Source organism: Streptosporangiales bacterium, from assembly GCA_009379955.1.
Lineage (GTDB): Bacteria > Actinomycetota > Actinomycetes > Streptosporangiales > WHST01 > WHST01.
Genome location: WHST01000056.1, coordinates 1 through 12,014, shown reverse-complemented (window position 1 = coordinate 12,014; position 12,014 = coordinate 1). Strand labels below are relative to the sequence as shown.

The 12,014-nt window shown below is 71.0% G+C and carries 15 protein-coding genes; 6 read left to right on the top strand and 9 right to left on the bottom strand.

Features of this window, described 5'->3' with window-relative positions:
• Positions 1-9: 9 nt before the first annotated feature.
• From GEV10_17285 to GEV10_17255, 7 genes are all read right to left on the bottom strand, one after another.
• The gene (locus GEV10_17285) at positions 10-393 is read right to left on the bottom strand and encodes a hypothetical protein (GenBank protein ID MQA80211.1); all 384 of its coding nucleotides are present in this window, start codon (positions 391-393) and stop codon (positions 10-12) included.
• Entirely contained in the window at positions 323-1,393 is a 1,071-nt protein-coding gene (locus tag GEV10_17280; GenBank protein MQA80210.1) for a hypothetical protein, read from the bottom strand. Before GEV10_17280 ends, GEV10_17285 begins: the two co-directional genes overlap by 71 nt.
• Positions 1,390-2,334, bottom strand: coding sequence for a hypothetical protein (locus GEV10_17275; protein MQA80209.1), 945 nt, complete (start codon positions 2,332-2,334; stop codon positions 1,390-1,392). Before GEV10_17275 ends, GEV10_17280 begins: the two co-directional genes overlap by 4 nt.
• 15 nt (positions 2,335-2,349) lie before the next feature.
• Positions 2,350-2,688, bottom strand: a complete 339-nt coding sequence (locus GEV10_17270) for a hypothetical protein (protein ID MQA80208.1) — start codon at positions 2,686-2,688, stop codon at positions 2,350-2,352.
• Positions 2,689-2,701: 13 nt separating this feature from the next.
• Positions 2,702-3,010 (bottom strand): hypothetical protein, encoded by a 309-nt coding sequence (locus tag GEV10_17265; protein MQA80207.1) that lies wholly within the window; start codon positions 3,008-3,010, stop codon positions 2,702-2,704.
• 124 nt (positions 3,011-3,134) lie between these two features.
• Positions 3,135-3,467, bottom strand: coding sequence for a hypothetical protein (locus GEV10_17260; protein ID MQA80206.1), 333 nt, complete (start codon positions 3,465-3,467; stop codon positions 3,135-3,137).
• 460 nt (positions 3,468-3,927) lie between these two features.
• Positions 3,928-4,665: a hypothetical protein gene (locus GEV10_17255; protein ID MQA80205.1), complete on the bottom strand. Its 738-nt coding sequence runs from the start codon at positions 4,663-4,665 to the stop codon at positions 3,928-3,930.
• Positions 4,666-5,027: 362 nt separating this feature from the next.
• Here GEV10_17255 and GEV10_17250 point away from each other — a divergent pair, with 362 nt between their 5' ends.
• The 6 genes from GEV10_17250 to GEV10_17225 all read left to right on the top strand — a co-directional run bounded on the left by GEV10_17250 (position 5,028) and on the right by GEV10_17225 (position 10,406).
• A complete protein-coding gene (locus GEV10_17250) occupies positions 5,028-6,509 on the top strand; it encodes a sigma-70 family RNA polymerase sigma factor (GenBank protein MQA80204.1) in 1,482 nt (493 codons plus the stop codon).
• 56 nt (positions 6,510-6,565) lie between these two features.
• Complete coding sequence (gene rimO, locus GEV10_17245) at positions 6,566-8,044, top strand: 30S ribosomal protein S12 methylthiotransferase RimO (protein MQA80203.1); 1,479 nt, start codon at positions 6,566-6,568, stop codon at positions 8,042-8,044.
• Positions 8,041-8,643, top strand: coding sequence for a CDP-diacylglycerol--glycerol-3-phosphate 3-phosphatidyltransferase (gene pgsA / locus GEV10_17240; protein ID MQA80202.1), 603 nt, complete (start codon positions 8,041-8,043; stop codon positions 8,641-8,643). The genes rimO and pgsA overlap by 4 nt, the downstream gene beginning before the upstream one ends.
• On the top strand, positions 8,601-9,110 hold the full coding sequence (locus GEV10_17235; GenBank protein MQA80201.1) for a nicotinamide-nucleotide amidohydrolase family protein: 510 nt from the start codon (positions 8,601-8,603) through the stop codon (positions 9,108-9,110). The genes pgsA and GEV10_17235 overlap by 43 nt, the downstream gene beginning before the upstream one ends.
• Before the next feature lie 102 nt (positions 9,111-9,212).
• Positions 9,213-9,521 (top strand): helix-turn-helix domain-containing protein, encoded by a 309-nt coding sequence (locus tag GEV10_17230; GenBank protein ID MQA80200.1) that lies wholly within the window; start codon positions 9,213-9,215, stop codon positions 9,519-9,521.
• A 12-nt stretch (positions 9,522-9,533) separates the two neighbouring features.
• A complete protein-coding gene (locus GEV10_17225) occupies positions 9,534-10,406 on the top strand; it encodes a ferritin-like domain-containing protein (GenBank protein MQA80199.1) in 873 nt (290 codons plus the stop codon).
• 2 nt (positions 10,407-10,408) lie between these two features.
• On the opposite strand, the gene GEV10_17220 is transcribed toward GEV10_17225, so the two are convergent.
• Both GEV10_17220 and GEV10_17215 read right to left on the bottom strand, forming a co-directional pair.
• A complete protein-coding gene (locus GEV10_17220) occupies positions 10,409-10,972 on the bottom strand; it encodes a hypothetical protein (protein ID MQA80198.1) in 564 nt (187 codons plus the stop codon).
• Positions 10,973-11,062: 90 nt separating this feature from the next.
• Entirely contained in the window at positions 11,063-11,866 is an 804-nt protein-coding gene (locus GEV10_17215; protein MQA80197.1) for a DNA glycosylase, read from the bottom strand.
• Between the last annotated feature and the right edge of the window lie 148 nt (positions 11,867-12,014).

Sequence of the window (12,014 nt, the reverse complement as noted above, 5' to 3'; positions counted from 1 at the left end):
GTGCGGTTCTCAGCGCTCTTCTCGTTGACGGAACGCCTCGTCGACACGCCGGCGGATCCGGTCATTCCCGACCGTCTGCAGTCGTGCGCCGAGCTCGAGGCTGACCGGGAGCTTCCCTCTGAAGACGAGAGCCGCGAGCACCAGCAACGTTGCGGGGGAGGAATCCACGTCGAGGATCTCGTAGCCAAGTCGACACGCGCGCACCACGTCTGCCTCGATGATCACATCGGCAATGTCCGCCAACTGCCCACCGAGGTTGAACCCGATGCGGACAGAGGACTGAATTCGTCGGATGCCGTCCTCGACCGCTTGTGTGGCGTCATCAAGAACCTCCGGAAGCGCATGACTGATCGCGAAGCCGAGCTTGTCCTCGAAGTACCAGTCCGACGTCAAGCCGAGCAGCGCTCGAGTGGCTCCGACACGTAGTCAGATGTGCCCTTCTCCCCGACGTCTCGAAGCTCGTTCCGACCGCCTCGGCCAGCTGTGCGAATGTGTCGTCAAGTGAGTAGAAGCGATCGGTGGAAGCGTTGACCCATGGCGTGTTATGCGGGTCTGCGCAGTGTCGGATGATCGCCCCGTAGCCGTGTAGCACGGTCTTGGCAAGCTCGCCCTCCGACGAAAACGCTCGCGGCCCCAGGAGAAACGCATCGCCGAAGGTCATCCCACTGGCCGGAAGGTCCGGCTCGTACTGGACAGTCCTCCCGGCGAACTCCACAACCGTCGGCCGATTTGCGGCGTATGCAGCCCGCAACTCGTCCATGGCGGGTGACCTGTATATCTCGTTGGCGCTTGCGACGATCGGCCACTCTGTCTCATGCACGTGGCTTCTGCCACCCCGATGCTCAGGCGCACGCTCGTGCAGCGCCGCAGAATCGGAATCGGGGCCTTCGCGGTTCTCGGGGCCATCCACAGGGTCCTCACGCCTGCTACTGCCTGCCGAGTCCTTGTCGGGCTCACGGATCTCGTCGGGAGGTCCGTTGCGTGCCGACGATTCGTTGCACTCCTTGGCAGTGCGGGTGTCCTGTTCGCGGACCGTGGAAGCGAGCGGGTCGTCGAGGTCTGGTAAGTGGGGCCGTGCATCGTGTCCGATCGATCTGGCGAGGTCGCCGACGGTGGGTGGCAGCTGGTCACCGGCACGTGCGGCTGTGGCTGCTGCGTCGGGGACGATGTCGGGGAGACGGGGGACGGGAGTGTCGTCGGTGTGGCCGAGGAACCGTCCGAGTAGGCCGGTGTCGGTGGCGCCGCGGATTCCTCTGGCTGCTTTGAGGGCTGTGGTGGCTTCGCCGCCGGGCAGGAAGCAGGTGACGACGTTGATGGTGGTGGCGCCGGTGGCGCGGGCGGGGTTGGTGCGCCAGGTGTCCCAGGCGACGGTGGCCTTGGCGGTGTCTTTCATGCGCGGCCGCTCGCGGCGACCCAGCGCGGCGTGGTGCCGGTGGCGTGGCTGGCCCAGACCAGCGGGGAGCTGATCGGGTTGGCGTACAGCAGCAGCCCGGCAGCGGTCATGCCGAGCCCGGCCCAGGCGTGTCCGGTGGCGCGTAGCGCGTCGCCGACCTGGGCCCAGGTGCCGTGCCCGGTCAGCGCCGCGGCGGCGGGCAGCACGGCGTTCTGCCCGGTCAGCGTGGTCACGCCAAGGGCGAGGCCGCCGATCCCGTCGATCCAGACGCCCTTGTAGAAGTCGGCGACCGCGCCGAGGACGCCGTGGTCCCACGGTGCCTGCCAGTCCGCCGGTGCACCCCACGGCGTGGCGGCGTTGTCGGGGATGTCCGCTGACCCGTACGCGAACCTCGGGTCGCCGGGTCGGTCGGCCGCGTGCCAGACCCGGCCGCCGACCAGGGCTTCGATCCGGTTCGCGCAGCGCCGTTCGATCGCGGCCTTCGCCTCCGCCTGCGCCGACACCGCCTGGATCAGAGAGTTGTTCCGCGCGACCGCGGACTTGTCGCGGTCCCAGGCGCCGTCACCGGACACCTCCACCGTGAACGCCATCGCCTGATCGAACAACCGGCTCAACGCCGCCGCCACCGGCCGCATCTCCGCCGCGTAATCCGCTAACGCGTCCCCGACCGATTTCAGATCGGACCCGAAGGACGCCGCGCCGGTACGGACCCGCGCGGTCGAGGCCAACAGCTCCCACCGCTCCGGCGCCCGGTAACACGACGACAGGCCCTGGAACCGCGAGTCCACCCCCACACCCGCCGAGACGCACCGCGACCCGGCCTTACGGAACCGTGCCGCCGCCACCTCCACACTCGCAAGGTCACCCTCGAACAACGGGATCCGCGTCGGGTCGATCGTCGACAACACCCCACCGGCAGCGTTACCAGCCTCCGCGACCACGGCCGTGATCTCCTCTCAGCGGCGGGGCAGCTGCTTGTGGACCCCGTTGGTCGTGGCGCCGTGGCGCTGGGCGCGTTCGGCCATCTCGAGGTCGCCGTCGAGGTAGGCGTTCGTCGCTTCGACGGCTGCCGTGAGGGATGCCACGGTCTTGTCGACCAGACCCGTCAGGGTCCTGCGGTGGTGCTTCGCGAAGCTCTGCAACGCGAGCGTGACGAGAGGACTGCCCGCGCTGCCGGCTGCACCGCGGGCGCCGCCCGCGTAGGACCTGCCTGCCTTCTCGAACCCCTGGCCGGCGGCCTGCGTACGGATGACGACGCCGCGGACGCCCGCGGGCTCGATGTCCCACTTCGCCATGTGCCGACCCGCCTCAGACGATGCCGGCGACGGCGGACCGGGCGCGGGTCACGGTCTGCGAGGCGGTGTCGTCGTTGCCGGCCATCGTTGTGCGGAGCAGCCGGATGATCGTCATCGTCTCCGTCGCCGCGGTGCCCCAGGACTTCTCCTTCGCCGAGTAGTCGGCAGAGACATCCTGTGCCTCGAAGTCGCCCAGCGCGATGTTCGCGTCGGACGCGCGCTGCGCGATCAGGGTCTCCAGGCGACCCGCGATGCGGTTGACGTTGGCCTGCACCTCGCTGGACGCGCCGGTGTCGTAGCTCCTGCGGTCGAGAGTGGTCATGGCCCCACGCGCCCGCTTCCTCGTTCGCCTCCGGCAGGTGTCGCGGGGACGCCCTGATGGGTACCGAGGGAGTCGCGACCCCTACCTGCGGCTCGCTCGTCAGCTCCTGCGCTCATCGTGCCCCTCACCCGCGGAACCGCGCGCCGTCGAAGTTCGCCGCGCCCATCGCGTGGGTGCCGTTGCCGGCCATCGTGTCGTCGCCGTCACGGAACGAGCGGTCCATCATCACCTGTCCGGTGTGCACGGAACCGAGTGCGCGGCCCAGGTCGGTCGCGATCCGGTCGGACCGCGCCTTGAAACGGTCGAACGCCGCACGTCCCGACCCGTTCATCCGCCCCTCGAGCGGAGTCGCCGCCACCACGAGCTGGCGCACCAGCCCGCCGAGGTCCTCCGACGACCCCGACGTCTTGCCCGCCAACGTCGACAGCGTCGCGTTGCCCATGTCGAACGTGACCACGGTTGTGCCTCCTGCCTCACCTCGGTTCGGCCGATGCACCCCGCACCGACCCGTTCAGTGTGTGGGCGTTCGGCCGCCTTCGACGGCGTCGCAGGCAATATGTGGACAACTTCGCGGGCTACTGGCTGGCGCGCGGACCGACATGAGATGTCGGCTGATGCCGTGACCGGTATCAGCCGCGGAGGGATGACCAGTCCGCGCGCCAGGCTCGACCGCGGGCCTCACCACCAGATGAGGTCGACGACGCGGTAGGCGTGGAGGTCAGGCAGCGTGGTGCTCGGCGATGCCGCCATGGCCGCGCTCCCTTCTCGAGGTCTCCGATCCGCGCTGCTGCACGGATGCGTCGGCGTCCTGCTTGCGGCGGCGGTGGTTGCCGCTCGAGGATCCGACGAGCCTCGTCAGGCGCTGTCTCAGGGACTCGCCTCGGCGTCGATGCTGGCCTGAACTCACGGCGCTCACCTCAATCGTGGGGCTTCGTTCGGGAGACATGGGACGTGTCGGGCTCGGCGAGGACGTCGAGCAGCATGAGGGCGCCGGGCAACGTCGCGGGCAACCCGAGCCGGCGCACGTCGACGTCGCAGTCGACGGTGGCTCGCAGGTCGACCGTCAGCGCCCCTTCGGAGACCGCGGTCTCGCGGCGGGTGAGGACGCCGACCACCGTGGGGCCGATCTCGGCGATCGTCTCCCCACGGGCGAACGCCGTCCGCAGGATCCGGCCGACGGCGAGCCGCCAGGTGACGTTCTCCCACCCGATCGGCAGGGCGGCGAACCGGACGCTGACCAGGCCGTGCCGCGTACGCGCCTCGGTCGCGGCCGCCGTCGCCTCGCGGTAGACCTCGCCCAGCCGGGCGCGCAGGTACTCGACGGGCAGTAGGCCGGTGAGAGGATCGATACTCTCCGTACACAAAATGCCCGACGGTGCTGACTCAACGTATGACTCGGCAAATCGCCGCACGAGCGGTGCGGGCGGAATCCGGTGCAGGACGGAGAACAGCGCCCAGAGGTCGTCGTAGCCCTCCGGCAGGCCGACGCCGGCCTCCGCGCGGGCCGCGGCGAGGGCGGCGCAGCCGTCGCCCAGGGGCTCCTCGGCGATCACCGCGGACAGGATCGCGTCGACCTGCGACGTCCACCAGTCCTCCGGCAGGCGCCAGCCGCGGACGAGCGACTCGTTCCGCCAGGCGGTCCGGAGTGTCGTCATATCGGCCGTGATAGCCGTTTGGCCGGCCGCGGAAGGGCGTGCGGGACCCCGACGTCGCCCCCGTTGGGACGTCGCGGTCACGCAGCGCCGGTCCACGTACCCCTTCTCTCCCCCGGTAACAGCAAGCGGTGAGGAGACCTGAGCCCCGCCCCCCAGCGGGGCCCAGGTGCGCCAGCACCGCTGGCACCTGCCGGCCCCTTCCCCCCTTGGGGCGCGACAGCTCGCTCGGCCGACCCCCATCGACCGACACGTACGGTTCGGCCGATAGGGCCGGAGCCGTGCGTTACGGGGGAGACGGCGTGGGCCGCGGACTATGACGCGAACTTCCCGAACTTTTTTCTCGGCCCGTATCCTCTGTCTCGATGAGCGACACAGGTGGGGATGGCGGGCGCTCTGCCGCGAAGCATGCGCGGCGGGAAGAAGCGCTGGCCGCAGCGGAGATGGCAGACGCCCCGAGCGACGCGGCGCTGCTCGATGCCGTCCGCGACGGCGACGCCGAGGCGTTCGACGCCGTGTACCGGCGACACATCGAGGCCGCCAGGCGACTGGCCCGGGTGCTCACCCGTGACCATGCCGAGGCCGACGACCTCGTCGCCGAGTCGTTCGCCCGCCTGCTCACCACGTTGAAGTCCGGCGGCGGCCCCGAGTCGGCCGTCCGCGCCTACGTCCTGACGACGATGCGCCGCGTCCACATCGACCGCGGCCGTGCGGGCACCAAGGTCGAGCCCGTCGAGGACGTCGCCGACTACGAACGCCCCCAGGCCGACGACGACCCGGCCGTCAGCAAGCTCGACCAGGCGTACGCCGCCCGCGCCTTCGCCGGCCTGCCCGAGCGCTGGCAGGCGGTGCTCTGGCACACCGAGGTCGAGGGCGAGTCGGCCGCCCAGGTCGCGCCGCTCCTCGGGCTCAACCCCAACGCCGTGTCCGCGATCGCCTACCGCGCCAGGGAGCGGCTGCGGCAGCTCTACCTCCAGCAGCACCTTGCCGCGGTCGAGGGCAAGGAGTGCCGTTGGGTCACCGAGCGGCTCGGCGCGTACGTCAGGGACAAGCTGGCCAACCGCGAGAGCGGACGGGTCCGTGAGCACCTCGACGAGTGCGACGCGTGCCGGATCGTCTACCTCGACCTCGTCGAGGTCAACTCCGGCTTCCGCTTCCTGCTCGCGCCGATCGTGCTGGGCACCGCGGCCACGCCGTACCTCGCGGCCGCCGGCAAGGCGGGGGTGTTCCTCGGCTTCCTGCCCGGCTTCTGGGGCTGGCTGCGCAAGACCACCCGCAACCCGGCCACCGGCGTCGCGGTCGCCGTCGTCCTGGCGCTGTGCCTGGGCGTGACCGCCTGGGCGACCGTCGGCGCCGACCTGTTCGACCGCGACGAGCCCCAGGCGCAGCCCACGGCGCAGGGGTCGGGCGGCGGCACCGGCCAGCCGGGGACGAGTACGCAGCAGCCGCCGACGAGCGAGCCGAGCGCGAGCACGTCCAAGGTGGCGACGACGAAGTCGCCGTCGGAGGAGCCGACCGACGAGCCCAGCTCCGCGGAGCCGTCGAGGGAGCCGACGAGCCGTCCCGTCGAGTCCGAGCCCTCGGAGCCCACCGCCGAGCCGACCACGAGCAGGCCACGGCCGACCTCGTCGGAACCCAAGCCGCCGACCGAACCGACGGAGCCCAAGCCGCCACCGCCACCAGCCTCGACGCCGGCGCCGGTGCCGCCTCCGGACGACCCGCCTCGCGGACTCTGCCTGCGGCTGCCGATCCTGCAGGTCTGCCTCGGCGGATCGGGGCGCACGAGCCAGTCACCGACCGACGAGATCGACGGACGTACCGACCGGACCGGGGTCGGCCGGCCCTGACCGGCGCACCCGCCGCCCGCCACCGTCGTTACCCGCCTCGCGTAGGCTCTACGCCTGTGCCTGACCGACGCGTAGCCCTGATCACGCTCGGCTGTGCCCGCAACGAGGTCGACTCCGAGGAGCTCGCCGGCCGCCTGGAGGACGGCGGCTGGTCGCTGGTCGACGACACCGCGGGCGCGGACGCCGTACTCGTGAACACCTGTGGATTCGTCGAGGCGGCGAAGCAGGAGTCCATCGACACCCTTCTCGCGGCCGCCGACGAGTCCGACGACGCTCCCCGGGTGGTGGCGGTCGGCTGCCTCGCGGAGCGGTACGGCAAGGACCTCGCGGCGGAGCTGCCCGAGGCGGCCGTGCTGAGCTTCGACGACTATCCGGACATCGCGGTCCGACTCGACGACATCCTCGCGGGACGTACGCCCGCCGCGCACACGCCGCAGGACCGGCGCAGGCTGCTGCCCATCACGCCGGTCGACCGCCAGGGCTCCGGCACCGTCGTGCCCGGGCACCGGTCGGTCGCCGACCGCGACACCGAGGTCGGTCTCGCCGGCCGGCTCGGCGGTCCGCGCACCCTGCGCCGGCGGCTCGGCTCCGGCCCCATCGCCCCGCTGAAGATCGCCTCCGGATGCGACCGGCGCTGCGCGTTCTGCGCGATCCCGTCGTTCCGCGGCGCCTTCGTCTCACGCCGGCCCGAGGACCTGCTCGACGAGGCGGCCTGGCTCGCCGGCGAGGGTGTGCGCGAGCTCGTCCTGGTCAGCGAGAACTCCACCTCGTACGGCAAGGACCTCGGCGACGTCAGGCTGCTCGAGCGGCTACTCGGCGAGCTGGCCGGTGTCGACGGCATCGAGCGCGTCCGGGTGAGCTACCTGCAGCCCGCGGAGATGCGGCCGACGCTCATCGACGTGATGACCTCCACCGACGGCCTCGCCCCCTACTTCGACCTGTCGTTCCAGCACGCCAGCGGTCGCGTGCTGCGGCGGATGAGGCGGTTCGGCGACGGTGAGCAGTTCCTCGACCTGCTGGCACGCATCCGCGCGGGAGCGCCACTCGCCGGTGCCCGCACCAACGTCATCGTGGGGTTCCCCGGGGAGACCGAGCACGACGTCGAGTTGCTCGAACAGTTCCTCTCCGCCGCGCGTCTCGACGCCATCGGCGTGTTCGGCTACTCCGACGAGGACGGCACGGAGGCCGTGGGCTACGACGAGAAGCTGCCGCAGGAGGTCGTCGACGAACGCGTCGAGCGCCTCGCGGGGCTCGTCGACGAGCTCGTGGCCCAGCGGGCCGAGGAGCGTGTCGGCGACGAGATCGACGTGCTCGTCGAGTCGACCGACGGATCGGTCGCCGAGGGCTGCGCCGCACACCAGGGACCCGAGGTGGATGGCATGACAACAGTCAGCCTGTCGCAAGACCGCCGGAGGCAGTCAGCACCGAGCGCCCCCGCACGGGTCGGTGACATCGTGCGCGCCCGGGTCGTCGGCAGCGAGGGCGTCGACCTCACGGCCGACGCCGCCGGCGGAGTCCGGGCGGAGGCCCCGTGAGTCCCGCGAACGCCGACCCGCTCGAGGGTCGCCCCGAGCCGGCCAGGCCCGTCCCGATCGTCAACCTGGCCAACGCGGTGACGGTCCTGCGCATCCTGCTCGTGCCCGTGTTCGGCTGGATGCTGCTGCAGCCCGGCATGGGGTGGCGCCTCGGAGCCCTGGTGGTCTTCCTGCTGGCGTCGTTCACCGACCACCTTGACGGCGAGCTCGCCAGGCGCCGCGATCTGATCACCGACTTCGGCAAGATCGCCGACCCGATCGCCGACAAGGCGCTGATGGGCATGGCGCTCGTCGGTCTCTCGCTCATCGGCGAGCTGTGGTGGTGGGTGACCATCGTGATCATGGTGCGCGAGGTCGGTGTGACGCTGCTGCGGTTCTGGGTGATCCGGCACGGCGTGATCGCGGCGAGCAAGGGCGGCAAGCTCAAGACCGTCCTGCAGATCGTGGCGATCGCCCTGTTCATCCTGCCGCTGGAGTGGCTCGGCCTCGACATCGGCAGGTGGGTCGTGATGGGCGGCGCCGTCGTCGTCACGGTCGCGACCGGCGTCGACTACCTGTGGCGGGCACTTCGGCTGCGCCGGCAGGCAACCGAGCAGTGATCGACCGTCCCACCCGCGTGCTCGCGGCGCTCCGGTTGAACGACGCCACCGTGGCCATCGCGGAGTCGTTGACCGGTGGCCTCGTCGGCATGCAGTTGACCGCCGTTCCCGGTGCCTCCGATGCGTTCCGCGGCGGCGTGATCGCGTACGCGACCGACGTCAAGGCGTCCGTGCTCGGCGTCGACGCCGGCCTGCTCGAGCGGGAGGGCGCGGTCCATCCCGAGGTGGCCGGGCAGATGGCCACGGGCGTGCGGTCGCTGCTGGGCGCGACCTACGGGCTCGCGCTCACCGGGGTCGCCGGCCCCGACCCGCAGGACGGCAAGGCACCGGGCACCCTGCACGTCGCCGTCGACGGGCCGGCCGGGCTCACGGTCGACTCGCCCGCGATCACGGCCACCGACCGGGCGGGAATACGCGACGAGGCCGCCCGCGTTGCCTTTGATCTGCTCCTCGCGGTTGTTCGCTGACAGATGAGCAGCGCCTCTGGTGCTCCATGTGACGGCCGGGGCGTATACGGTGGAGTCGTGAGGACCGCTGCAACCACCGGACCGGAGGGAGGGACGTCGCCCATGCTGCTTCGCCAGATAATCGGAGACGTGCTGCGCCAGCACCGGATGCGTCAAGGCCGCACCCTCCGCGAGGTGTCGAGTTCCGCGCGCGTGTCCCTCGGGTACCTCTCCGAGGTCGAGCGCGGCCAGAAGGAAGCGTCCTCCGAGCTGCTCGCGGCCATCTGCTTCGCGCTGGGGGTGCGCCTGTCCGAGGTGCTCCGTGACACCAGCTCCCTGCTGGCGCTCGAGGAGACCCCCGTCGCCGAGGTCCCGGGTGCCATCGCAGGCACCGGTGCCCCGCAGGCACCGTTCGCCAGCGTCGCCGCGTAGCCCGGCCCGGCCATGGCCTTCGATATCGATCCCGGCGTGCACGGCTTCACCCGCGTCGCGTACGAGGATCTCGACTACGACGCGTTCGCGAGACGCCCGCTGCGCAACCCGACGCTGCGCGCCCTGCGCTACATGTTCGACGTCGAACGCCACACCATCTGCTACCTGCGCGACCTGCTGATCACCCCGACGCACAAAGACGCGACGGCGACGGCGTTCCTCACCCGGTGGACGTACGAGAACTTCTGGCACAGCGAGGGCGTGGCCAGCGTCCTGCGCGCGCACGGCATCACGATCGACAACGCGCTCATCCAGCGCATGCGCTCGTCGCTCGGCTGGCGCGACAGCATGGCGCCCGTCTACCGCTCGATGCTGGCGAACGTGATCGGTGACGACATCACCGCGGTGCACATGACCTGGGGAGCGATCAACGAGTGGTCGACCCAGGTCGCGTACGACCGCATCCTCGAGGTCGACGACCATCCCGTGCTGGCCACCCTGCTCGGTCGGGTGCGTGAGCAGCGCGCCCAGCACTCGGCGTTCTACGAGGACCAGGCGAAGTCCCGGCTCGCCCGCTCCGCGCGGGCCCGCCGGATCTCGCGGCTCGCACTCAGGACCCTGTGGGGGCCGCTCGGCTCGAGCATCCACCCCCGGCAGGAGACGGCGCTGGTGTTCGGCTACCTGCTGGGCGGTGAGACGGGCAACGGTCGCATCGCGCAGATCGACGGTCGGATCGCCGCACTCCCCGGCATGGCCGGGCTCTCCGTCCTGCGCACCGGCCTGGGTCGTTACGGGGTCGGCCCCGAGGCCGGCCGCGGCCCGTCGCTCGTCGAGCGCCTGCGGGTGGCCCCGTCCCCCCGCTCCTGGCGGCAGGCCGGGCTCTAGCGTCAGGCCGTCGCGGTCACGACGATGATCGTCACGGCCAGGGCGGTGTCGAGGACGAGGCAGAACTCGGCGAGTGAGCGGACCACGACCTTGTTGGTCCTGTGGTGGTAGAGGTCCCACGCCGCGTGGCCGAGCAGGCCGACCGCCACCAGGTAGCCGCCGAACACCGGGTTGACGTACAGCGCGATCGCGGCGGCGGCACCGAAGCCGAGCAGGCCGAGCGTCTGCAGCGGCAGTCCTGACGCGGGACGCAGCGCGCCGCGCACCAGGCCGTAACCCAGCAGGAGGACGCCCGCACCCAGCACGACCCAGGTCGGGTCGAAGCCGGCGAACTTCCCCACGGTGATGATGACGACGGTGGCGAAGAATATCGGCCAGGCCGCGACGGGCTTCCGTAACGCCGCCGTGCCCAGGTAGACCACCGCCGACGCGGCCAGTACCGGCGCGAGGTCCATGCCGGCGGCCATGTCGAAGGCGACGAGCGCGGTGAACGCGAGCCCGGCCAGCACAGGCCATCGACGAAGCAAGGGGTGGGGACGTGTGGTGGAGGTCGTCTGTGCGGTCATCGCTGTCTCCCAGGATCAGGAACGCTCTCGTTCGGGCAAGACGGAACGTAGCACAGAATACCCGGTACCCCAAGGGGGTATCTAAATCGACTAGGAACGGTTCGTTGCCGCGGGGCCCTGTTGGCACGACGGACACCAGTACGTCACGCGGTCGTCGGGGGCGTTACCCTGCCGTGCCGTACGGATCGTCGCGCCGCACCGCCGACACGGACGTCCCGCACGCTCGAAGACCCAGTGGTGCTGGCCCCGCCGTGAGTCGCCGGTCGTGACCTGTGGCCAGTCGTCCCGGTTGAGCAGCAGCAGATCGCGGGCACGCGAGACCAGCCGGTCGAGGTCGACCACGTCGCCGACGGACGTCCACGGCGAGGTGCCGTGCAGGAACAGGACCTCGGTGCGGTACAAGTTCCCGATGCCGGCCAGGTTGCGCTGGTCGAGCAGGGCGAGGCCGACGTCCCTGTGCGGTGCGGCGCGTAGCCGGCGCACGGCCTCGGCGAGGTCCCAGTCGGGCCCGAGCAGGTCGGGCCCCAGGTGGCCGACGAGGCGTTCCTCCGCGCTGCGCCGGACGAGCCTGACGTCGTGCAACGAGAAACCGACGGCCTCCCACTCCTCGTTCGCCAGCACGATCCTGGCCTGGTGGCCGGGACGCCGCCAGCGGGTGCCAGGAGGGTGCAGGTGCCAGCTCCCGTCCATCCGGAAGTGGGTGTGCAGCGTGACGTCGCCCTCGACCCTGGTCAGCATGTGCTTGCCGCGCGCGAGGACCTCCTCGACCGTCCTGCCGGTCAGGTCGGCGGTCGCGTGCCGCGGCACACGGAAGTCGGAGCGCACGAGTCCGCGGCCGGCGAAGGCGTCGTGCATTCGCCGCGCGGAGAGCCAGACGGTGTCGCCCTCGGGCATGAACGGAAGACTAGTAGTACTTTGTTACGTGTGTCGCTACCGCTGATCCGGCTCGTGATGTGGTCGTGTTCTGATCCGTGACCCCGGAGGAGATGGACCAGGTCAGGCCGCGGCTGGTGGCGTTCGCTGCGGAGATGCTCGGCGGGCT

Coding starts and splice junctions, on each gene's coding strand:
- GEV10_17280 (MQA80210.1), bottom strand. CDS start 1,393: ATGAAAGACACCGCCAAGGCCACCGTCGCCTGGGACACCTGGCGCACC.
- GEV10_17270 (MQA80208.1), bottom strand. CDS start 2,688: ATGGCGAAGTGGGACATCGAGCCCGCGGGCGTCCGCGGCGTCGTCATC.
- GEV10_17265 (MQA80207.1), bottom strand. CDS start 3,010: ATGACCACTCTCGACCGCAGGAGCTACGACACCGGCGCGTCCAGCGAG.
- GEV10_17255 (MQA80205.1), bottom strand. CDS start 4,665: ATGACGACACTCCGGACCGCCTGGCGGAACGAGTCGCTCGTCCGCGGC.
- GEV10_17250 (MQA80204.1), top strand. CDS start 5,028: ATGAGCGACACAGGTGGGGATGGCGGGCGCTCTGCCGCGAAGCATGCG.
- GEV10_17230 (MQA80200.1), top strand. CDS start 9,213: ATGCTGCTTCGCCAGATAATCGGAGACGTGCTGCGCCAGCACCGGATG.
- GEV10_17225 (MQA80199.1), top strand. CDS start 9,534: ATGGCCTTCGATATCGATCCCGGCGTGCACGGCTTCACCCGCGTCGCG.
- GEV10_17220 (MQA80198.1), bottom strand. CDS start 10,972: ATGACCGCACAGACGACCTCCACCACACGTCCCCACCCCTTGCTTCGT.
- GEV10_17215 (MQA80197.1), bottom strand. CDS start 11,866: ATGCCCGAGGGCGACACCGTCTGGCTCTCCGCGCGGCGAATGCACGAC.